We start from the raw sequence: 21,556 nt of genomic DNA, 5'->3' as shown, positions 1-21,556 counted from the left end.
CGGTTGTTCAGGCGGGGTAGATCGCGCCGAGGATGCGCAGGCCGCGGGCGGCGGTCACGCTGGGACGATTGGCCGGGATATTCTCCAGGCAGCAATGGGCCAGCCAGGCGAAGGCCATGGCCTCGACCCAGTCGGGGTCCACACCATGTGCGGCGGTGCTGGCGACCTCGGCAGCCGGCAGCAGGGTTGCCAGGCGCGCCATCAAGGCACCGTTGCGCGCGCCCCCGCCGCAGACCAGCAGGGCCTCGGTGTCGTCCTGGGCCTGGCGCAGCGAGTCGATGATGCTGCGCGCCGTCAGCTCCAGCAGGGTGGCCTGGACATCTTCGTCACGGTACGCCGGCAGGCGCGCCAAATGGGCGTCCAGCCAGGGCAGGTTGAATACCTCGCGCCCGGTGCTCTTCGGGCCGCTGCCGGCGAAGAACGGGTCGCTCAGCAGGGCGCTCAGCAGGTCCTGGCGGACGCTACCGCTGGCCGCCCAGGCACCGTCGGCATCGAACGCTTGACCCTGCTTGCGTTCGATCCAGGCATCCAGCAGCACATTGCCCGGGCCGCAGTCGAAGCCATGTACCGGCTGGTCGTGCTCGATCAGGCTCAGGTTGCTGAAGCCCCCCACGTTGAGGATCGCCAGGCGCTGGCCGAGATGGCTGAACAGGGCTTCGTGAAACGCTGGCACCAACGGTGCGCCCTGGCCACCCGCCGCCACGTCGCGGCGCCGGAAGTCACCCACCACGCAGATGCCAGTGAGCTCGGCCAGCAGGGCCGGGTTGCCGATCTGCACGGTAAAACCACGGGCCGGCTCATGGCGAACCGTCTGGCCGTGGCTGCCGATGGCGCGAATGGCGTCGGGGGCCAGGCCCTCGGCGGCCAGCAGGTGATTGATGCCTTGGGCCGCCAGGGTGGCCCAGCGGTTTTCCGCCAGGGCCGCGCGGGCGATCTCGTCGGGGCCGCTGGCGCAGAGGCCGAGCAGGTCCTGGCGCAGGTCTACGGGCATGGGGATGTAATGGGTGGCGAGCAGCCGCAGCTGCTCGTCTTGTTCGATCAGGGCGATGTCCAGGCCATCAAGGCTGGTGCCGGACATCACCCCCAGGTAGAGCGCCATGTCAGCGCTTGTTGGCGGCGAGCAGGGTGGCCTTTTCCTGATCCATGCGGGCGATCAGGGGCTGGCTCTGCTGGTTGAAGCGTTGGCGCTCGGCCTTGGCGATCGGGTCGGCCATCGGCACCTTCTGGCTCAGCGGGTCGACGTGGACACCGTTGACCTGGAACTCGTAGTGCAGGTGTGGGCCGGTCGACAGGCCGGTGGTGCCGATGTAGCCGATGATCTGTCCCTGCTTGACGCTGGAGCCGGTCTTGATGCCCTTGGCGAAACCCTGCATGTGGCCGTAGAGCGTCTTGTAGGAATTGCCGTGGGCGATGATCACGGTGTTGCCGTAGCCGCCGCGGCGGCCGGCCAGCTCGATGCGACCGTCGCCGGCGGCCTTGATCGGCGTGCCGCGCGGTGCGGCGTAGTCGACGCCCTTGTGCGCACGGATCTTGTTGAGAATCGGGTGCTTGCGCCCTGCCGAGAAGCGCGAGCTGATGCGAGCAAAGTCCACCGGGGTGCGGATGAACGCCTTGCGTAGGCTGTTGCCGTCGGCGGTGTAGTAGTTGGTGTTGCCTTGCTTGTTGGTGTAGCGCACGGCGGTGTAGGTCTTGCCGCGGTTGGTGAAGCGGGCGGAGAGGATATTGCCGGTACCGACCACCTTGCCGTCCATCATCTTCTGCTCGTAGACCACGTCGAATTCGTCGCCAGGACGGATGTCCTGGGCGAAGTCGATGTCGTAGCCGAGGATGCGCGCCATGTCCATGGTCATGCTGTGGGACAGGCCAGCGCGCTGGGCGGAGGCGGACAACGAGCTCTTGATCACGCCATGGGCGTAGGCGGTGCGGACCACCGGCTTGCTGATCTCGCGCTCGAAGGCGAAGCCCTTGTCGGTCTTGTTCAGGCGGATGGTCTCGAGATTGCTGACCTTGCTGTGCAGGCTGGTCAGCTGTCCATCCTTGTCCAGTTCGAACTGCAGCACCTGGCCGTGCTTGAGCTGGCTGAACTGCTTGGCCTGCTTGCTGCTCGCCAGCACGTCGTGCACGACGTTGGCCGGTAGGCCGACCTTGTTGAACAGGGTCGAAAGCGTATCGCCGCGGCTGACCACCACTTCACGGTGGCCTGGCGTCTTCTCTTCTGGTTTGGAGGCAGGGGCCGGTTCCGCCTTGGCGGTCTCGGGCTCGGCGCCGTCGATCTGGGCGAATGGCGAGTCGCTGCTCTGCCCGGCCTCTACGAGGGGGGTGCTGCGGGATTCGTCCTTGAGCTGTTCTGCCGGGCTCTCGAGCTCCAGGCTGAGGGTGGTTTTCTTGGCTTCCACTTCGCTGGAAGGGAAGACCAGCAAGGCCAGGCTGAGGAGGGCGGCAATGCCGCTGGCGGCCAACAGATGGCTTTTCGGATAAAGCGGGGGCGCTTTAGGCGTTTCGTTGGTCATAGATAAGGTGACTTTGAAAAAGGTGAAATGGAAAAGATGAATGACATGATGAAGATGAAATAACTGTATAAAATATAACCAAATCCATTCTCACGCAAGGGCGCGTAGACGTTGCGGTGCGCCGTTCGGGTCACAATCCTTTGCGAAACTTGTATTTGATGGCCGATCTTGTATGGTTGGCTCCCCTTGAATCCTAGCGTTGCGGGTCTGTCTATGAAGTCGGTTGAAGAGCAGCTGGCGCTTATCAAGCGCGGTGCGGAAGAGGTACTGGTCGAATCGGAACTGGTGGAGAAGCTCAAGCGCGGCCAGCCGCTGCGCATCAAGGCGGGCTTCGATCCAACCGCGCCCGACCTGCACCTGGGGCACACGGTGCTGATCAACAAGCTGCGCCAGTTCCAGGAGCTGGGGCATCAGGTCATCTTCCTGATCGGCGACTTCACCGGCATGATCGGTGATCCGAGCGGCAAGAGTGCCACCCGTCCGCCGCTGACCCGCGAGCAGGTGCTGGACAACGCCGAGACCTACAAGCAGCAGGTGTTCAAGATCCTCGATCCGGCCAAGACCGAGGTGGCGTTCAACTCCACCTGGATGGACAAGCTCACGCCTGCCGACTTCATTCGCCTGGCCTCGCAGTACACCGTGGCGCGCATGCTCGAGCGCGACGACTTCGACAAGCGCTACACCACCAACCAGCCGATCGCGATCCATGAGTTCCTCTATCCGCTGGTGCAGGGTTACGACTCCGTCGCCTTGCAGGCCGATGTCGAGCTAGGTGGCACCGACCAGAAGTTCAACCTGCTGATGGGGCGCGAGCTGCAACGCGCCTACGGTCAGGAGGCGCAGAACATCGTCACCATGCCGCTGCTCGAAGGGCTGGATGGCGTTAAGAAGATGTCCAAGTCGCTGGGCAATTATGTCGGTATCCAGGAAGCACCCGGGGTGATGTACAGCAAGCTTGTGTCGATTCCTGATACCTTGATGTGGCGTTACTTCGAGCTGTTGAGCTTCCGTTCGATGGAAGAGATCGATCAGTTCAGAGCGGATGTAGAAAATGGCGCCAACCCGCGCGACATCAAGATCAAGCTGGCCGAGGAGATCGTTGCCCGCTTTCATGGTGAAGAGGCTGCGGCCAATGCGCACCGTGCCGCGGGCAATCGCATGAAGGAAGGCGAGTTGCCGGAGGACCTGCCGGAGATCGAAGTGGTCGCCGCTGAAGATCTGCCGATCGCCGCCGTGCTGAACCGGGCTGGCCTGGTGAAGAACTCGGCGCAGGCGCGGGATTTGCTCGGCGCTGGTGCGGTCAAGGTAGATGGCGCGGTGGTCGATCGTGATTTCATGTTCGTGATTGGTGCGACCCATGTGTGCCAGGCGGGCAAAAAGGCGTTTGCCCGGGTCAGCCTCAAGGCTGAGTGATGGCGCGGTGGTGTAGCTATATAGAAGCGGGGAGGCCGGTAGGCCTCCCCGCTTTTGTTTTGGGGCTGCTTATATAGGTACCAGGGCTTCTGAGGCGATCTTTTTGATTTTTATGAAATTAACGGTTGACGGGCTTTCAGATCCCCTTATAATGCGCCCCACTTCCAGCGACATCGGAACGAAAAACTCCTTGAATATCAATGAGTTGATTGTTGAAGAGGGTGGCGGAGGTGCTTCGGTCTAACGATCGGCAGCGGTGGAAAAGGCAGTTGACAGCAGGTTGCAACGCTGTATGATTCGCCTCCCGCTACGAGAGATCGCAGCGAGTCAAGTGTTTGAAGTGAAACGAGTTCTTCGTTAAAAACCTCAAAATAAACGCTTGACAGTAAATGAGGAAAGCGTAGAATGCGCACCTCGGTTGAGACGAAACGCTCTCAGCCAAACGCTCTTTAACAAATTGAATCAAGCAATTCGTGTGGGTGCTTGTGAGTACGGACTGATAGTCGCCAAGATTATCAGCATCACAAGTGGCCATGCGAGAAATCACATAGTCATTTGAGATTGCTGAGCCAAGTTTAGGGTTTCTTAAAAACCCAAGCAGTATTGAACTGAAGAGTTTGATCATGGCTCAGATTGAACGCTGGCGGCAGGCCTAACACATGCAAGTCGAGCGGATGACGGGAGCTTGCTCCTTGATTCAGCGGCGGACGGGTGAGTAATGCCTAGGAATCTGCCTGGTAGTGGGGGACAACGTTTCGAAAGGAACGCTAATACCGCATACGTCCTACGGGAGAAAGCAGGGGACCTTCGGGCCTTGCGCTATCAGATGAGCCTAGGTCGGATTAGCTAGTAGGTGAGGTAATGGCTCACCTAGGCGACGATCCGTAACTGGTCTGAGAGGATGATCAGTCACACTGGAACTGAGACACGGTCCAGACTCCTACGGGAGGCAGCAGTGGGGAATATTGGACAATGGGCGAAAGCCTGATCCAGCCATGCCGCGTGTGTGAAGAAGGTCTTCGGATTGTAAAGCACTTTCAGTGGGGAGGAAGGGCAGTAAGTTAATACCTTGCTGTTTTGACGTTACCGACAGAATAAGCACCGGCTAACTCCGTGCCAGCAGCCGCGGTAATACGGAGGGTGCGAGCGTTAATCGGAATTACTGGGCGTAAAGCGCGCGTAGGCGGTTCGTTAAGTCGGATGTGAAAGCCCCGGGCTCAACCTGGGAACTGCATCCGAAACTGGCGAGCTAGAGTATGGTAGAGGGGGGTGGAATTTCCTGTGTAGCGGTGAAATGCGTAGATATAGGAAGGAACACCAGTGGCGAAGGCGACCTCCTGGACTGATACTGACGCTGAGGTGCGAAAGCGTGGGGAGCAAACAGGATTAGATACCCTGGTAGTCCACGCCGTAAACGATGTCAACTAGCCGTTGGAATCCTTGAGATTTTAGTGGCGCAGCTAACGCATTAAGTTGACCGCCTGGGGAGTACGGCCGCAAGGTTAAAACTCAAATGAATTGACGGGGGCCCGCACAAGCGGTGGAGCATGTGGTTTAATTCGAAGCAACGCGAAGAACCTTACCAGGCCTTGACATGCAGAGAACTTTCCAGAGATGGATTGGTGCCTTCGGGAACTCTGACACAGGTGCTGCATGGCTGTCGTCAGCTCGTGTCGTGAGATGTTGGGTTAAGTCCCGTAACGAGCGCAACCCTTGTCCTTAGTTACCAGCACGTTATGGTGGGCACTCTAAGGAGACTGCCGGTGACAAACCGGAGGAAGGTGGGGATGACGTCAAGTCATCATGGCCCTTACGGCCTGGGCTACACACGTGCTACAATGGTCGGTACAGAGGGTTGCCAAGCCGCGAGGTGGAGCTAATCTCACAAAACCGATCGTAGTCCGGATCGCAGTCTGCAACTCGACTGCGTGAAGTCGGAATCGCTAGTAATCGCAAATCAGAATGTTGCGGTGAATACGTTCCCGGGCCTTGTACACACCGCCCGTCACACCATGGGAGTGGGTTGCACCAGAAGTAGCTAGTCTAACCTTCGGGGGGACGGTTACCACGGTGTGATTCATGACTGGGGTGAAGTCGTAACAAGGTAGCCGTAGGGGAACCTGCGGCTGGATCACCTCCTTAATCGAAGACATCAGCCTGCTGATGAGCTCCCACACGAATTGCTTGATTCATTGTGTAAAGACGATGCTGTAACGCGACCCTGTTATAGGTCTGTAGCTCAGTTGGTTAGAGCGCACCCCTGATAAGGGTGAGGTCGGCAGTTCAAATCTGCCCAGACCTACCAATTACTTGGTGCGGCTGGTCAAATGGGGCCATAGCTCAGCTGGGAGAGCGCCTGCCTTGCACGCAGGAGGTCAGCGGTTCGATCCCGCTTGGCTCCACCACTCTTTCAGGTTTCGCAGCACTGCTCAGAACTTAGAAATGAACATTCGGTGATGAATGTTGATTTCTGACTTTTGTCAGATCGTTCTTTAAAAATTCGGATATGTGATAGATAGACTGAATACCAGTTTCACTGCTGGTTATTCAGGCTAAGGTAAAATTTGTGAGTTCTGCTCAGCAATGAGCAACATGCGAATTTTCGGCGAATGTCGTCTTCACAGTATAACCAGATTGCTTGGGGTTATATGGTCAAGTGAAGAAGCGCATACGGTGGATGCCTTGGCAGTCAGAGGCGATGAAAGACGTGGTAGCCTGCGATAAGCTTTGGGGAGTCGGCAAACAGACTGTGATCCAGAGATCTCTGAATGGGGGAACCCAGCCAGCATAAGCTGGTTATCTTGTACTGAATACATAGGTGCAAGAGGCGAACCAGGGGAACTGAAACATCTAAGTACCCTGAGGAAAAGAAATCAACCGAGATTCCCTTAGTAGTGGCGAGCGAACGGGGACCAGCCCTTAAGCTGGTTTGAGATTAGTGGAACGCTCTGGAAAGTGCGGCCATAGTGGGTGATAGCCCCGTACACGAAAATCTCTTGCCAGTGAAATCGAGTAGGACGGAGCACGAGAAACTTTGTCTGAACATGGGGGGACCATCCTCCAAGGCTAAATACTACTGACTGACCGATAGTGAACCAGTACCGTGAGGGAAAGGCGAAAAGAACCCCGGAGAGGGGAGTGAAATAGAACCTGAAACCGTATGCGTACAAGCAGTGGGAGCCTACTTTGTTAGGTGACTGCGTACCTTTTGTATAATGGGTCAGCGACTTATATTCAGTGGCGAGCTTAACCGAATAGGGGAGGCGTAGCGAAAGCGAGTCTTAATAGGGCGCTTTAGTCGCTGGGTATAGACCCGAAACCGGGCGATCTATCCATGGGCAGGTTGAAGGTTAGGTAACACTGACTGGAGGACCGAACCGACTACCGTTGAAAAGTTAGCGGATGACCTGTGGATCGGAGTGAAAGGCTAATCAAGCTCGGAGATAGCTGGTTCTCCTCGAAAGCTATTTAGGTAGCGCCTCATGTATCACTGTAGGGGGTAGAGCACTGTTTCGGCTAGGGGGTCATCCCGACTTACCAAACCGATGCAAACTCCGAATACCTACAAGTGCCGAGCATGGGAGACACACGGCGGGTGCTAACGTCCGTCGTGAAAAGGGAAACAACCCAGACCGTCAGCTAAGGTCCCAAAGTCATGGTTAAGTGGGAAACGATGTGGGAAGGCTTAGACAGCTAGGAGGTTGGCTTAGAAGCAGCCACCCTTTAAAGAAAGCGTAATAGCTCACTAGTCGAGTCGGCCTGCGCGGAAGATGTAACGGGGCTCAAACCATGCACCGAAGCTACGGGTGTCATCTTTGATGACGCGGTAGAGGAGCGTTCTGTAAGCCTGTGAAGGTGAGTTGAGAAGCTTGCTGGAGGTATCAGAAGTGCGAATGCTGACATGAGTAACGACAATGCGAGTGAAAAACTCGCACGCCGAAAGACCAAGGTTTCCTGCGCAACGTTAATCGACGCAGGGTTAGTCGGTCCCTAAGGCGAGGCTGAAAAGCGTAGTCGATGGAAAACAGGTTAATATTCCTGTACTTCCAGTTATTGCGATGGAGGGACGGAGAAGGCTAGGCCAGCTTGGCGTTGGTTGTCCAAGTTTAAGGTGGTAGGCTGAGATCTTAGGCAAATCCGGGATTTCAAGGCCGAGAGCTGATGACGAGTGCTCTTTAGAGCGCGAAGTGGTTGATGCCATGCTTCCAAGAAAAGCTCCTAAGCTTCAGATAACTGGGAACCGTACCCCAAACCGACACAGGTGGTTAGGTAGAGAATACCAAGGCGCTTGAGAGAACTCGGGTGAAGGAACTAGGCAAAATGGCACCGTAACTTCGGGAGAAGGTGCGCCGGTGAGGGTGAAGCACTTGCTGCGTAAGCCCACGCCGGTCGAAGATACCAGGCCGCTGCGACTGTTTATTAAAAACACAGCACTCTGCAAACACGAAAGTGGACGTATAGGGTGTGACGCCTGCCCGGTGCCGGAAGGTTAATTGATGGGGTTAGCGCAAGCGAAGCTCTTGATCGAAGCCCCGGTAAACGGCGGCCGTAACTATAACGGTCCTAAGGTAGCGAAATTCCTTGTCGGGTAAGTTCCGACCTGCACGAATGGCGTAACGATGGCGGCGCTGTCTCCACCCGAGACTCAGTGAAATTGAAATCGCTGTGAAGATGCAGTGTATCCGCGGCTAGACGGAAAGACCCCGTGAACCTTTACTATAGCTTTGCACTGGACTTTGAGCTTGCTTGTGTAGGATAGGTGGGAGGCTTTGAAGTGGGGACGCCAGTTCTCATGGAGCCATCCTTGAAATACCACCCTGGCAACCTTGAGGTTCTAACTCAGGTCCGTTATCCGGATCGAGGACAGTGTATGGTGGGTAGTTTGACTGGGGCGGTCTCCTCCCAAAGAGTAACGGAGGAGTACGAAGGTGCGCTCAGACCGGTCGGAAATCGGTCGTAGAGTATAAAGGCAAAAGCGCGCTTGACTGCGAGACACACACGTCGAGCAGGTACGAAAGTAGGTCTTAGTGATCCGGTGGTTCTGTATGGAAGGGCCATCGCTCAACGGATAAAAGGTACTCCGGGGATAACAGGCTGATACCGCCCAAGAGTTCATATCGACGGCGGTGTTTGGCACCTCGATGTCGGCTCATCACATCCTGGGGCTGAAGCCGGTCCCAAGGGTATGGCTGTTCGCCATTTAAAGTGGTACGCGAGCTGGGTTTAGAACGTCGTGAGACAGTTCGGTCCCTATCTGCCGTGGACGTTTGAGATTTGAGAGGGGCTGCTCCTAGTACGAGAGGACCGGAGTGGACGAACCTCTGGTGTTCCGGTTGTCACGCCAGTGGCATTGCCGGGTAGCTATGTTCGGAAGAGATAACCGCTGAAAGCATCTAAGCGGGAAACTTGCCTCAAGATGAGATCTCACTGGAGCCTTGAGCTCCCTGAAGGGCCGTCGAAGACTACGACGTTGATAGGTTGGGTGTGTAAGCGCTGTGAGGCGTTGAGCTAACCAATACTAATTGCCCGTGAGGCTTGACCATATAACACCCAAGCAATCTGCTACGCAGATTGTGGTGGTGAAGACGAAAGATCCGAAAGTTCGTACGACCACAAATTCACATATCCGAATTAGCCAAGAGTGTTCCTAAGACATTCTGGCAACAGAATTTCTTGACGACCATAGAGCATTGGAACCACCTGATCCCATCCCGAACTCAGTAGTGAAACGATGCATCGCCGATGGTAGTGTGGGGCTTCCCCATGTGAGAGTAGGTCATCGTCGAGATTCATTTCGCAAAACCCCTATCTGCGCGAGCAGGTAGGGGTTTTGTCTTTTCCGCGTTCCAACATCAACGCCATACCGGCGCTCCTACAGGGATCGCGTCGGCTGTGGGGCTGGCGGTAGCCCTTTTCCTATGCAAGCCCTCGGGGCGTGGCTATCATGCCAGCCTTATTCCAAGTCGAGACTGGCATGCTGAAGTTGTTGAATCTCCTCAAGGATGGCCGGTTCCATTCCGGAGAAGCCCTGGGGGCCGCCCTCGGGGTAAGCCGCAGCGCCGTCTGGAAGCAGCTGCAGCACCTTGAGAGCGAACTGAACCTGACCATTCACAAGGTCCGCGGCCGTGGCTATCAGTTGGCAGCGCCACTGAACCTGCTTGAATCTCAGGCGATCGCCGGGTTTTCGGAGGGCGAGCCGTGGCCGGCTTTCATTCATGACACCATTGACTCCACCAATGCCGAGGGCCTGAGGCTTGCCGCCCAAGGGCAGGCGGCGCCCTTCCTGGTGCTGGCCGAACGCCAGAGCGCTGGGCGCGGACGTCGTGGCCGCCAATGGGTCAGTCCGTTCGCTGAAAACCTCTATTACAGCCTGGTGCTGCGTATCGATGGCGGCATGCGCCAGCTCGAGGGATTGAGCCTGGTGGTTGGCCTGGCGGTCATGCGCACGCTGAAGACGTTCGGCCTGAAGGATGTCGGGCTGAAATGGCCCAATGATGTCCTGGCTAGCGGGCGCAAGATCACCGGCATCCTCCTGGAGCTGGTCGGCGATCCGGCAGACGTCTGCCATGTGGTGCTGGGTATCGGTATCAACGTGAACATGCAGGGCGGGGAGCGGATCGACCAACCCTGGACCTCCATGCGCGGCGAGACCGGACAGTTGGTGGATCGCAACCGCTTGGTGGCGGAGCTAAGTCAGCAACTGCAGCATGAGCTGGCCCGTCATCGCCGCTATGGTTTCGCCGCGTTCCAGGAAGAATGGGAGCAGGCGCACCTGTGGCAGGGGCGGAAAGTTTCGCTGGTCGCCGGCACCACTCGCATCGATGGGGTGGCGTTGGGCGTGGATGGGCAGGGCGGCTTGCGTCTCGAGGTGGATGGTGTGGAAAAGAGCTTCAGCGGTGGCGAGCTCAGTTTGAGGTTGCGTGATGATTCTTGAGCTCGATTGCGGAAACAGTTTTATCAAGTGGCGCGTCATCCATGCGGCTGACGCCACCATCAATGGTGGCGGTATCGTCGACTCCGACCAGGCGCTGGTGGCGGCTGTCGCGGCGCTTTCATCCCTGCGCCTGATCGGCTGCCGGATGGTCAGCGTACGCAGTGAAGAAGAGACTTCGGCGCTGTGTGCGTTGATCCTGGCTTCGTTCGGGGTCGAAGTGAGTGTGGCCCAGCCGGTGAAGGAAATGGCCGGCGTTCGCAATGGCTACGAGGACTACCAGCGCCTGGGGATGGATCGCTGGCTCGGCGCGTTGGGCGCCTATCACCTGGCGGGTCGCGCCTGCCTGGTCATCGATTTCGGTACTGCGGCCAAGGCCGACTATGTCGCGGCCGACGGTGAGCACCTTGGTGGGTATATCTGTCCGGGCATGCCGTTGATGCGTAGCCAGTTGCGCACCCACACCCGGCGAATCCGCTATGACGATGCCTCGGCCGAGCGTGCCCTGGGCAGCCTGGCACCGGGGCGCTCCACCGTCGAAGCGGTCGAGCGTGGTTGCGTGTTGATGCTCCAGGGCTTTGCCCGTACCCAGATCGAGCAGGCGAGGGCGCTGTGGGATGAGGATTTCACGGTCTTCCTGACCGGGGGTGATGCGCCGTTGGTGCAAGACGCCGCACCTCAGGCGCGGATCGTGCCGGATCTGGTCTTTGTCGGCCTGGCCATGGCCTGCCCAATTGAGTCGAGGTGACTATGCGCTGGTTGTTTCTGCTGTTGGTAGTGCTCAACGTCGTTTATTACGTGTGGCACCAGCAGGAAGCTCCGCTTAAGGTCAAGGAAGTCGCCCCGTTGTCGTTGTACAAAGGCTCCCAGCAGGAAATACGCCTGTTGCGCGAGACCGGGGCCGCGGCACCTGCCAGGCGGCGCGACGAATGCTTGGTAGTGGGTGGTCTGGCGGTTCGCGAGCAGCTCGATGCCCTGCGTCAGCGCCTGGTCAGCCTGGATATCGTCGCCCTGCCGGTGGTTGGGCAGTTGCCGGGCGCCGAGGGCTTCTGGCTCAAGATAGCCCCTGAAAGCGAGCGTTTGCTGGACCCTGCGGTGCTCTCGACTCTTTCCAAGGATTTCAAAGACTTAAAACACAAAATTATTTTGTGCGAGGGTATTGCAACTGCTGAATAGCTTGATAGAATGGCGCCCGCTTCACAGGGAACACCACTGAGGTGGTAGAGCCCGAAGCGGTGTCAAAGCAGCTAAGTTTCAGATTTGATTGAAAAAATTTGAAAAAACGCTTGACACTAGGGCGGCAGACAAATAGAATGCCGGCCACATCTGGAGGGATTCCCGAGCGGTCAAAGGGGACGGACTGTAAATCCGTTGCGAGAGCTTCGAAGGTTCGAATCCTTCTCCCTCCACCAGTTTTAGCGAGAGCTGCAAGCTCCGCGGGTATAGTTTAGTGGTAGAACCTCAGCCTTCCAAGCTGATGATGCGGGTTCGATTCCCGCTACCCGCTCCAAGTTTGCTGTTGTTGCACAAAGTGTTTCGCTCTTGTAGCTCAGTTGGTAGAGCACACCCTTGGTAAGGGTGAGGTCAGCGGTTCAAATCCGCTCAAGAGCTCCATATAAACAAGGCAGATATGAAAATATCTGCCTTTGTTTTATAGGCTGTATGACAATTTCTTCTGCGGAGGACTGTATCGATGGCTAAGGAAAAGTTTGATCGTTCGCTGCCTCACGTTAACGTCGGCACTATCGGCCACGTTGACCACGGTAAGACTACTCTGACTGCAGCGCTGACTCGCGTCTGCTCCGAAGTTTTCGGTTCGGCCGTCGTTGAGTTCGACAAGATCGACTCGGCTCCGGAAGAAAAAGCGCGCGGTATCACCATCAACACCGCTCACGTCGAGTACAACTCGAACATTCGTCACTACGCTCACGTTGACTGCCCAGGTCACGCTGACTACGTGAAGAACATGATCACCGGTGCTGCCCAGATGGACGGCGCGATCCTGGTTTGCTCGGCCGCCGATGGTCCGATGCCACAAACCCGTGAGCACATCCTGCTGTCCCGTCAGGTTGGCGTTCCGTACATCGTGGTCTTCCTGAACAAGGCTGACCTGGTAGACGACGCTGAGCTGCTGGAACTGGTCGAGATGGAGGTTCGCGACCTGCTGTCCACCTACGACTTCCCAGGCGACGACACCCCGATCATCATCGGTTCGGCTCGTATGGCGCTGGAAGGCAAAGACGACAACGAAATGGGTACCAGCGCTGTCAAGAAGCTGGTTGAAACTCTGGATGCCTACATCCCTGAGCCAGTTCGTGCCATCGACCAGCCGTTCCTGATGCCGATCGAAGACGTATTCTCGATCTCGGGTCGTGGTACCGTTGTTACCGGCCGTATCGAGCGTGGTATCGTCCGCGTTCAAGATCCGCTGGAAATCGTTGGTCTGCGTGACACCACCACCACCACCTGCACCGGTGTTGAGATGTTCCGCAAGCTGCTGGACGAAGGTCGTGCTGGCGAGAACTGCGGCGTTCTGCTGCGTGGTACCAAGCGTGACGACGTTGAGCGTGGCCAGGTTCTGGTCAAGCCAGGTTCGGTCAAGCCGCACACCAAGTTCACCGCAGAAGTCTACGTCCTGTCGAAGGAAGAAGGCGGCCGTCACACTCCGTTCTTCAAAGGCTACCGTCCTCAGTTCTACTTCCGTACCACTGACGTGACCGGTAACTGCGAACTGCCGGAAGGCGTTGAGATGGTAATGCCAGGTGACAACATCCAGATGACTGTCACCCTGATCAAGACCATCGCAATGGAAGACGGTCTGCGCTTCGCCATCCGTGAAGGCGGTCGTACCGTCGGCGCCGGCGTCGTAGCGAAAATTATTGAATAAGTAGTTGATTTACTTGATCAGGCCGGTATAATGGCCGGCCTGATACAGCGTTATAGGTCAGTAGCTCAATTGGCAGAGCGACGGTCTCCAAAACCGTAGGTTGGGGGTTCGATTCCCTCCTGACCTGCCATTCACCTCGGTGTGATGGCTTTCTTCTCACAGGATCCTCCTCGATGACTCCCAAAACTGAAGCCCAAGAATCGCGTTTTGATCTGTTCAAGTGGCTCGCTGTTGTCGCATTGGTAGTCGTCGGTGTCGTGGGTAATCAGTATTACTCCGCTTCGCCGATCCTGTATCGCGTGCTTGTCCTGCTTGCCCTGGCTGCTGTCGCTGGCTTCGTTGCCCTGCAGACCGCCAAAGGTAAGTCGTTCTTTGCGCTGGCGAAGGAAGCTCGTACCGAGATCCGTAAAGTCGTGTGGCCGACCCGCCAAGAAACCACTCAGACCACGCTGATTGTCGTGGCTGTAGTTCTGGTCATGGCGCTGCTGTTGTGGGGTCTAGATTCCCTGCTCGGCTGGTTGGTCTCCTTGATCGTTGGCTAAGGGTGTCTCGTGGCTAAGCGTTGGTATGTTGTGCATGCTTACTCGGGTTACGAGAAGCATGTAATGCGCTCCCTGATCGAGCGCGTCAAGCTGGCTGGCATGGAAGACGAATTCGGCGAGATCCTGGTCCCGACCGAAGAAGTCGTCGAAATGCGCAACGGCCAGAAGCGCAAGAGCGAGCGTAAGTTCTTCCCTGGCTATGTACTGGTCCAGATGGAAATGAACGAAGGGACTTGGCACCTTGTCAAGGATACCCCTCGGGTCATGGGTTTCATTGGTGGTACCGCAGACAAGCCTGCGCCGATCACCGATAAAGAGGCAGAGGCCATCCTGCGTCGCGTTGCCGACGGGAGTGACAAGCCGAAGCCGAAGACGCTGTTCGAGCCGGGTGAAGTGGTTCGCGTCATTGATGGTCCGTTCGCCGACTTCAATGGCAGTGTCGAAGAGGTTAACTACGAAAAGAGCCGTCTGCAGGTTGCAGTGCTCATTTTCGGTCGCTCCACCCCGGTGGAGCTCGAGTTCAGCCAGGTCGAAAAGGTCTAGCAGAACGCAGCATCCCATACCCCGCAGCCCTATGTGCTGCGGGGTTTTGTCGTCACTGGGATAAAACGCAAGTCAAACGGGGAGCCATCAGGCGTTCGTACCCGAATTTGGAGTAGCTCATGGCTAAGAAGATTCAGGCTTACATCAAGCTGCAAGTAAAGGCCGGCCAGGCCAACCCAAGCCCACCCGTTGGTCCAGCACTGGGTCAACACGGTGTGAACATCATGGAATTCTGCAAGGCCTTCAACGCCCGTACCCAGGGTCAAGAGCCAGGTCTGCCGACTCCAGTGATCATCACTGTCTACAGTGACCGTAGCTTCACCTTCGAGACCAAGAGCACCCCTGCCTCGGTTCTGCTGAAGAAAGCTGCTGGCCTGACCAGCGGTTCGGCTCGCCCGAACACCGTCAAGGTCGGTACCGTCACCCGTGCTCAGCTGGAAGAGATCGCCAAGGCCAAGCAGGCCGATCTGACCGCCGCTGACATGGACGCTGCTGTACGCACCATCGCCGGCTCCGCCCGTAGCATGGGCCTGAACGTGGAGGGTGTGTAATGGCTAAGCTGACCAAGCGCCAAAAGGCTATCGCCGAGAAAATCGAAGCAGGCAAGGCCTACAACTTCGAAGAAGCCGCAACCCTGCTGGCTTCGCTGCCGGCTGCCAAGTTCGTCGAGTCGTACGACATCGCCGTCAACCTCGGTGTTGACCCACGTAAATCCGACCAGGTCGTTCGTAGCGCTACCGTGCTGCCACACGGCACTGGCAAGACCGTACGTGTTGCCGTCTTCACCCAGGGCCCAGCTGCTGAGGCCGCTCTGGCTGCCGGCGCTGACCGCGTAGGTATGGACGACCTGGCTGCCGAAATGAAAGGCGGCGACCTGAACTATGACGTCGTCATCGCATCGCCTGATGCAATGCGCGTTGTAGGTCAGCTGGGTCAGGTTCTGGGTCCTCGCGGCCTGATGCCTAACCCGAAAGTCGGTACCGTGACCCCAGACGTAGCCACTGCCGTGAAAAACGCCAAGGCTGGTCAGGTTCGCTACCGTACCGACAAGAACGGTATCATCCATACCTCCGTTGGCAAGATCGGCTTCGAAGCCGGCAAGCTGAAGGAAAACGTTGAAGCCCTGATCGCTGATCTGAAGCGTATCAAGCCGGCTTCCTCGAAAGGTATCTACGTCAAGCGCGTTACCCTGAGCACCACCATGGGCCCAGGTCTGATCATCGATCAGAGCTCGCTGAACGTGTAATGCTCGGTCGGTGCGATCTTGGTCGCACCGGCTACTAAATTGGGGTCCCTGCCTGGCGGGGGCTATCCAAGACCGTAGGCGGCGCAAGCCTTAAACCTCAAGCCTACGCAGATGGTGCTCCCGATTCGTTCGCGAATCAGACACCAAAACGACATCCGGCTTCGGCCAGATGAAACGGTAGAAACCAGGAGTAAACCCGTGGCAATTAAACTCGAAGACAAGAAGGCCATCGTCGCTGAAGTCAACGAGGCTGCCAAAGTCGCTCTGTCCGCTGTCGTGGCTGATGCCCGTGGTGTGACTGTAGGCGCAATGACCGGACTCCGTAAAGAGGCCCGCGAAGCTGGCGTTTACGTACGTGTCGTACGTAACACCCTGCTCAAGCGCGCTGTTGAAGGCACCGAATTCTCGATCCTCAACGACGCGTTCAAAGGCCCGACCCTGATTGCTTTCTCCAACGAACACCCGGGCGCTGCTGCCCGCCTGTTCAAAGAGTTCGCCAAGGGTCAGGACAAGTTCGAGATCAAGGCAGCTGCGTTTGACGGCAAGTTCCTTGCCGCTAACCAGATCGACGTGCTGGCAACCCTGCCAACTCGCGACGAGGCTATCGCACAGCTGATGAGCGTAATCCAAGGTGCAACCAGCAAGCTGGCTCGTACCCTGGCAGCTCTGCGCGACCAGAAAGAAGCTGCTGCTGCCTAAGGCACGCGCAACACTTTCAAAATCATACGTTTAATTTGATGGCTGCGTAGGCTGTCACCCCAATACAGGATTTAAGTCATGTCTCTGACTAACGAGCAAATCATCGAAGCAATCGGCCAGAAAACCGTTCTGGAAATTGTTGAGCTGATCAAAGCGATGGAAGAAACCTTCGGCGTTACCGCTGCTGCCGCTGTTGCCGCTGGCCCAGCTGTTGCTGCTGCCGCTGCTGAAGAGCAGACCGAGTTCAACGTCGTTCTGACCGAAGCTGGCGACAAGAAGGTCAACGTGATCAAGGCAGTTCGTGAACTGACCGGTCTGGGCCTGAAAGAAGCCAAAGAGAAAGTCGACGGCGCTCCTCAGGTCATCGCTGAAGGCGTTTCGAAAGAAGCCGCTGAAGACGCGAAGAAGAAGCTGGAAGAAGCTGGCGCTAAAGTCGAGCTGAAGTAATTTCGACTTTGCGACTCCAGTCCGAGCGTTAAGCGAAGGGCTGATGGCTGGTGGCTTATGCCACCGGCCTTTTTCCGTTATTGGTGGCCGATCAGGTCGGCCCCGATAACGAGCTGCAAGACACCCATGAGGGTGGCGCAAACCAAGAGGTTTGCACGATTTTCGGCTGCTCCCGCCGGGAGATGCCAAACAAGCAGGTGACCAAGCTGGGGAATGCTGATGGCTTACTCATACACTGAGAAAAAACGTATCCGCAAGGACTTTAGCAAGTTGCCGGACGTCATGGATGTGCCTTACCTCCTGGCCATCCAGCTGGATTCGTATCGCGAATTCCTGCAGGCGGGAGCATCCAAGGATCAGTTCCGCGACGTCGGCCTGCATGCGGCCTTCAAATCGGTATTCCCGATCATCAGCTACTCCGGCAATGCTGCCCTGGAGTACGTCGGCTATCGCCTGGGCGAGCCGGCGTTCGATGTGAAGGAATGTGTCCTGCGTGGTGTGACCTTCGCGGTCCCGCTGCGGGTGAAGGTGCGCCTGATCATCTTCGACAAGGAATCGTCGAACAAAGCGATCAAGGACATCAAAGAGCAAGAAGTCTACATGGGTGAAATCCCCCTGATGACTGAGAACGGTACCTTCGTAATCAACGGTACCGAGCGTGTGATCGTATCTCAGCTGCACCGCTCGCCGGGTGTGTTCTTCGACCACGACCGTGGCAAGACCCACAGCTCGGGCAAGCTGCTGTACTCCGCGCGCATCATCCCTTACCGCGGTTCCTGGCTGGACTTCGAGTTCGACCCGAAGGACTGCGTGTTCGTGCGTATCGACCGTCGCCGCAAACTGCCGGCCTCGGTACTGCTGCGCGCGCTGGGCTACAGCACCGAAGAAGTACTCAACACCTTCTACACCACCAACGTGTTCCACCTGTCCGGCGAAAAACTGAGCCTGGAACTGGTGCCTCAGCGTCTGCGTGGTGAAGTTGCGGTCATGGACATCCATGACGGCAGCGGCAAGGTCATCGTCGAGCAAGGCCGCCGTATCACCGCGCGCCACATCAACCAGCTGGAAAAGGCTGGCGTGAAAGAGCTGGACGTACCGCTGGAGTACGTGCTGGGTCGCACCACCGCCAAGGCGATCGTGCACCCTGCCACCGGCGAGATCATCGCCGAGTGCAACACCGAGCTGACCACCGACCTGCTGGTGAAGATCGCCAAGGCCCAGGTTGTCCGCGTCGAGACCCTGTACACCAACGACATCGACTGCGGTCCGTTCATCTCGGATACCCTGAAGATCGACACCACCAGCAACCAACTGGAAGCGCTGGTCGAGATCTACCGCATGATGCGTCCAGGCGAGCCGCCAACCAAGGATGCCGCCGAGACCCTGTTCAACAACCTGTTCTTCAGCGCCGAGCGTTACGACCTGTCGGCCGTTGGTCGCATGAAGTTCAACCGTCGTATCGGTCGCACCGAGATCGAAGGTTCGGGCGTGCTGAGCAAGGAAGACATCGTCGAGGTCCTCAAGACCCTGGTCGATATCCGTAACGGCAAGGGCATCGTCGACGACATCGACCACCTCGGTAACCGTCGCGTCCGTTGTGTCGGCGAGATGGCCGAGAACCAGTTCCGCGTTGGCCTGGTGCGCGTAGAGCGTGCGGTCAAAGAGCGCCTGTCGATGGCTGAAAGCGAAGGCCTGATGCCGCAGGACCTGATCAACGCCAAGCCGGTAGCGGCGGCGGTGAAGGAGTTCTTCGGTTCGAGCCAGCTCTCGCAGTTCATGGACCAGAACAACCCGCTCTCCGAGATCACCCACAAGCGCCGCGTCTCCGCACTCGGCCCAGGTGGTCTGACCCGTGAGCGCGCCGGCTTCGAAGTCCGTGACGTACACCCGACCCACTACGGCCGCGTGTGCCCGATCGAGACCCCTGAAGGTCCGAACATCGGTCTGATCAACTCCCTGGCGGCCTATGCCCGCACCAACCAGTACGGCTTCCTGGAAAGCCCGTACCGCGTGGTGAAGGAAGGCGTTGTCAGCGACGACATCGTGTTCCTGTCGGCCATCGAAGAAGCCGATCACGTCATCGCCCAGGCTTCGGCCGCGATGAACGAGAAGAAGCAGCTGGTCGATGAGCTGGTAGCCGTTCGTCACCTGAACGAATTCACCGTCAAGGCGCCGGAAGACGTCACCCTGATGGACGTTTCGCCGAAGCAGGTAGTCTCGGTCGCAGCGTCGCTGATTCCGTTCCTCGAGCACGACGACGCCAACCGTGCGTTGATGGGTTCGAACATGCAGCGTCAGGCTGTACCGACCCTGCGTGCCGACAAGCCGCTGGTAGGTACCGGCATGGAGCGCAACGTCGCCCGTGACTCCGGTGTTTGCGTGGTTGCTCGCCGCGGTGGTGTGATCGACTCGGTCGACGCCAGCCGTATCGTTGTCCGCGTTGCCGACGACGAAGTGGAAACCGGCGAAGCAGGTGTGGATATCTACAACCTGACCAAGTACACCCGTTCGAACCAGAACACCTGCATCAACCAGCGTCCGCTGGTGAGCAAGGGTGACAAGGTTCAGCGTGGCGACATCATGGCCGACGGCCCGTCCACCGACATGGGTGAACTGGCACTGGGTCAGAACATGCGCATCGCGTTCATGGCGTGGAACGGCTTCAACTTCGAAGACTCCATCTGCCTGTCCGAGCGTGTGGTCCAGGAAGACCGCTTCACCACGATCCACATCCAGGAACTGACCTGTGTGGCGCGTGACACCAAGCTTGGCCCAGAGGAAATCACCGCGGACATCCCGAACGTGGGTGAGGCTGCGCTGAACAAGCTGGACGAAGCCGGTATCGTCTACGTGGGTGCCGAAGTCGGCGCTGGCGATATCCTGGTCGGCAAGGTAACGCCAAAAGGCGAAACCCAGCTGACGCCGGAAGAAAAACTGCTGCGCGCAATCTTCGGTGAGAAGGCCAGCGACGTCAAAGACACCTCCCTGCGCGTGCCGACCGGCACCAAGGGCACCGTCATCGACGTCCAGGTCTTCACCCGTGATGGCGTCGAGCGCGACAGCCGCGCCCTGGCCATCGAGAAGATGCAGCTGGACGAGATCCGCAAGGACCTCAACGAAGAGTTCCGCATCGTCGAAGGCGCGACCTTCGAGCGTCTGCGTTCTGCCCTGAACGGCCAGGTGGTCGACGGTGGCGCGGGCCTGAAGAAAGGCACCGTGATCACCGATGACGTCCTGAACGGTCTGGAGCACGGCCAGTGGTTCAAACTGCGCATGGCCGAAGATGCACTGAACGAGCAGCTGGAAAAGGCCCAGCAGTACATCGTCGATCGCCGTCGCCTGCTGGACGACAAGTTCGAAGACAAGAAGCGCAAGCTGCAGCAGGGCGATGACCTGGCTCCAGGCGTACTGAAGATCGTCAAGGTCTACCTGGCAATCCGCCGTCGCATCCAGCCGGGTGACAAGATGGCCGGTCGTCACGGTAACAAGGGTGTCGTCTCGGTAATCATGCCGGTCGAAGACATGCCGCACGACGCCAACGGTACTCCGGTCGACGTCGTACTGAACCCGCTGGGCGTACCTTCGCGTATGAACGTCGGTCAGATTCTCGAAACCCACCTGGGCCTCGCGGCCAAGGGCCTGGGCGAGAAGATCGACCGCATGATCGAAGAGCAGCGTAAAGCCGCTGAACTGCGTACCTTCCTCACCGAGATCTACAACGAAATCGGTGGGCGTCAGGAGAACCTGGAAGAGTTCACCGACGAAGAGATCCTCGCCCTGGCGAACAACCTGAAGAAAGGCGTGCCTATGGCTACTCCGGTCTTCGACGGTGCCAAGGAGCGTGAGATCAAGGCCATGCTGAAACTGGCAGACCTGCCGGAAAGCGGCCAGATGGTGCTGTTCGATGGCCGTACCGGCAATAAGTTCGAGCGTCCTGTGACCGTGGGTTACATGTACATGCTCAAGCTGAACCACTTGGTGGACGACAAGATGCACGCGCGTTCCACTGGTTCCTACAGCCTGGTTACCCAGCAGCCGCTGGGTGGTAAGGCGCAGTTCGGTGGTCAGCGTTTCGGGGAGATGGAAGTGTGGGCGCTGGAAGCATACGGCGCGGCATACACCCTGCAAGAAATGCTCACAGTGAAGTCGGACGACGTGAACGGCCGTACCAAGATGTACAAGAACATCGTGGATGGCGATCACCGTATGGAGCCGGGCATGCCCGAGTCCTTCAACGTGTTGATCAAAGAGATCCGTTCGCTCGGTATCGATATCGATCTGGAAACCGAATAACACGTGACGCGAAGGGGAGTGGGCAGGTAATGCCCGCTCCCTGCT

Annotated in this window: 14 protein-coding genes, 6 tRNA genes and 3 rRNA genes; 21 read left to right on the top strand and 2 right to left on the bottom strand. The window is 57.8% G+C overall.

Going from position 1 to position 21,556, the window contains the following annotated elements; translation table 11 throughout:
* Positions 1-7: 7 nt before the first annotated feature.
* Positions 8-1,099 carry an anhydro-N-acetylmuramic acid kinase gene (locus K5H97_RS26940; RefSeq protein WP_028688999.1) on the bottom strand — a complete coding sequence of 364 codons (1,092 nt, stop codon included), beginning with the start codon at positions 1,097-1,099 and terminating at the stop codon, positions 8-10.
* Between the two features lies 1 nt (position 1,100).
* The gene (locus K5H97_RS26935) at positions 1,101-2,510 is read right to left on the bottom strand and encodes a peptidoglycan DD-metalloendopeptidase family protein (RefSeq protein ID WP_028688998.1); all 1,410 of its coding nucleotides are present in this window, start codon (positions 2,508-2,510) and stop codon (positions 1,101-1,103) included.
* 213 nt (positions 2,511-2,723) lie between these two features.
* Between K5H97_RS26935 and tyrS the strand changes: the two genes are divergently transcribed.
* From tyrS to rpoB, 21 genes are all read left to right on the top strand, one after another.
* A complete protein-coding gene (gene tyrS, locus K5H97_RS26930; RefSeq protein WP_028688997.1) occupies positions 2,724-3,923 on the top strand; it encodes a tyrosine--tRNA ligase in 1,200 nt (399 codons plus the stop codon).
* A gap of 605 nt (positions 3,924-4,528) precedes the next feature.
* Positions 4,529-6,065: ribosomal RNA gene (locus tag K5H97_RS26925) — 16S ribosomal RNA — on the top strand.
* 86 nt (positions 6,066-6,151) lie between these two features.
* Positions 6,152-6,228: transfer RNA gene (locus K5H97_RS26920), tRNA-Ile, on the top strand.
* 24 nt (positions 6,229-6,252) lie between these two features.
* A tRNA-Ala gene (locus K5H97_RS26915) sits at positions 6,253-6,328 on the top strand.
* A 245-nt stretch (positions 6,329-6,573) separates the two neighbouring features.
* Positions 6,574-9,466: ribosomal RNA gene (locus K5H97_RS26910) — 23S ribosomal RNA — on the top strand.
* A gap of 129 nt (positions 9,467-9,595) precedes the next feature.
* Positions 9,596-9,711: ribosomal RNA gene (gene rrf, locus K5H97_RS26905) — 5S ribosomal RNA — on the top strand.
* The 16S, 23S and 5S rRNA genes sit together here with 2 tRNA genes alongside, the layout of an rRNA operon.
* Before the next feature lie 186 nt (positions 9,712-9,897).
* Complete coding sequence (gene birA / locus K5H97_RS26900) at positions 9,898-10,857, top strand: bifunctional biotin--[acetyl-CoA-carboxylase] ligase/biotin operon repressor BirA (RefSeq protein WP_028692321.1); 960 nt, start codon at positions 9,898-9,900, stop codon at positions 10,855-10,857.
* On the top strand, positions 10,847-11,602 hold the full coding sequence (locus K5H97_RS26895; RefSeq protein ID WP_028692320.1) for a pantothenate kinase: 756 nt from the start codon (positions 10,847-10,849) through the stop codon (positions 11,600-11,602). The genes birA and K5H97_RS26895 overlap by 11 nt, the downstream gene beginning before the upstream one ends.
* Before the next feature lie 2 nt (positions 11,603-11,604).
* Positions 11,605-12,030 (top strand): hypothetical protein, encoded by a 426-nt coding sequence (locus K5H97_RS26890; RefSeq protein ID WP_028692319.1) that lies wholly within the window; start codon positions 11,605-11,607, stop codon positions 12,028-12,030.
* 152 nt (positions 12,031-12,182) lie between these two features.
* Positions 12,183-12,266 (top strand) — tRNA-Tyr (locus K5H97_RS26885).
* A gap of 24 nt (positions 12,267-12,290) precedes the next feature.
* A tRNA-Gly gene (locus tag K5H97_RS26880) sits at positions 12,291-12,364 on the top strand.
* A gap of 28 nt (positions 12,365-12,392) precedes the next feature.
* Positions 12,393-12,468: transfer RNA gene (locus K5H97_RS26875), tRNA-Thr, on the top strand.
* 79 nt (positions 12,469-12,547) lie between these two features.
* A complete protein-coding gene (gene tuf / locus K5H97_RS26870) occupies positions 12,548-13,741 on the top strand; it encodes an elongation factor Tu (protein ID WP_182323863.1) in 1,194 nt (397 codons plus the stop codon).
* Positions 13,742-13,795: 54 nt separating this feature from the next.
* Positions 13,796-13,871: transfer RNA gene (locus K5H97_RS26865), tRNA-Trp, on the top strand.
* Between the two features lie 43 nt (positions 13,872-13,914).
* Positions 13,915-14,283 (top strand): preprotein translocase subunit SecE, encoded by a 369-nt coding sequence (gene secE / locus K5H97_RS26860; protein ID WP_011531879.1) that lies wholly within the window; start codon positions 13,915-13,917, stop codon positions 14,281-14,283.
* A 9-nt stretch (positions 14,284-14,292) separates the two neighbouring features.
* The gene (gene nusG / locus K5H97_RS26855; RefSeq protein WP_011531880.1) at positions 14,293-14,826 is read left to right on the top strand and encodes a transcription termination/antitermination protein NusG; all 534 of its coding nucleotides are present in this window, start codon (positions 14,293-14,295) and stop codon (positions 14,824-14,826) included.
* Between the two features lie 119 nt (positions 14,827-14,945).
* Entirely contained in the window at positions 14,946-15,377 is a 432-nt protein-coding gene (gene rplK, locus K5H97_RS26850) for a 50S ribosomal protein L11 (RefSeq protein ID WP_028692261.1), read from the top strand.
* A complete protein-coding gene (gene rplA, locus K5H97_RS26845; protein ID WP_028692260.1) occupies positions 15,377-16,072 on the top strand; it encodes a 50S ribosomal protein L1 in 696 nt (231 codons plus the stop codon). Before rplK ends, rplA begins: the two co-directional genes overlap by 1 nt.
* Positions 16,073-16,270: 198 nt before the next feature.
* Entirely contained in the window at positions 16,271-16,771 is a 501-nt protein-coding gene (gene rplJ / locus K5H97_RS26840; protein WP_003257082.1) for a 50S ribosomal protein L10, read from the top strand.
* A gap of 78 nt (positions 16,772-16,849) precedes the next feature.
* Complete coding sequence (gene rplL / locus K5H97_RS26835) at positions 16,850-17,218, top strand: 50S ribosomal protein L7/L12 (protein WP_011531883.1); 369 nt, start codon at positions 16,850-16,852, stop codon at positions 17,216-17,218.
* 219 nt (positions 17,219-17,437) lie between these two features.
* Positions 17,438-21,511, top strand: coding sequence for a DNA-directed RNA polymerase subunit beta (gene rpoB, locus K5H97_RS26830; RefSeq protein WP_028692259.1), 4,074 nt, complete (start codon positions 17,438-17,440; stop codon positions 21,509-21,511).
* Positions 21,512-21,556 lie beyond the last annotated feature (45 nt).

Origin of the sequence: Pseudomonas mosselii (assembly GCF_019823065.1) — a bacterium.
Taxonomy (GTDB): Bacteria; Pseudomonadota; Gammaproteobacteria; order Pseudomonadales; family Pseudomonadaceae; genus Aquipseudomonas; species Aquipseudomonas mosselii.
This window is presented reverse-complemented; position numbering and strand designations above follow the sequence as displayed.

What these genes read in the sequence shown, in the direction of transcription:
- K5H97_RS26940 (WP_028688999.1), bottom strand. Translation starts at nt 1,099, where the DNA reads ATGGCGCTCTACCTGGGGGTGATGTCCGGCACCAGCCTTGATGGCCTG.
- K5H97_RS26935 (WP_028688998.1), bottom strand. Translation starts at nt 2,510, where the DNA reads ATGACCAACGAAACGCCTAAAGCGCCCCCGCTTTATCCGAAAAGCCAT.
- tyrS (WP_028688997.1), top strand. Translation starts at nt 2,724, where the DNA reads ATGAAGTCGGTTGAAGAGCAGCTGGCGCTTATCAAGCGCGGTGCGGAA.
- birA (WP_028692321.1), top strand. Translation starts at nt 9,898, where the DNA reads ATGCTGAAGTTGTTGAATCTCCTCAAGGATGGCCGGTTCCATTCCGGA.
- K5H97_RS26895 (WP_028692320.1), top strand. Translation starts at nt 10,847, where the DNA reads ATGATTCTTGAGCTCGATTGCGGAAACAGTTTTATCAAGTGGCGCGTC.
- K5H97_RS26890 (WP_028692319.1), top strand. Translation starts at nt 11,605, where the DNA reads ATGCGCTGGTTGTTTCTGCTGTTGGTAGTGCTCAACGTCGTTTATTAC.
- tuf (WP_182323863.1), top strand. Translation starts at nt 12,548, where the DNA reads ATGGCTAAGGAAAAGTTTGATCGTTCGCTGCCTCACGTTAACGTCGGC.
- secE (WP_011531879.1), top strand. Translation starts at nt 13,915, where the DNA reads ATGACTCCCAAAACTGAAGCCCAAGAATCGCGTTTTGATCTGTTCAAG.
- rplK (WP_028692261.1), top strand. Translation starts at nt 14,946, where the DNA reads ATGGCTAAGAAGATTCAGGCTTACATCAAGCTGCAAGTAAAGGCCGGC.
- rplA (WP_028692260.1), top strand. Translation starts at nt 15,377, where the DNA reads ATGGCTAAGCTGACCAAGCGCCAAAAGGCTATCGCCGAGAAAATCGAA.
- rplL (WP_011531883.1), top strand. Translation starts at nt 16,850, where the DNA reads ATGTCTCTGACTAACGAGCAAATCATCGAAGCAATCGGCCAGAAAACC.
- rpoB (WP_028692259.1), top strand. Translation starts at nt 17,438, where the DNA reads ATGGCTTACTCATACACTGAGAAAAAACGTATCCGCAAGGACTTTAGC.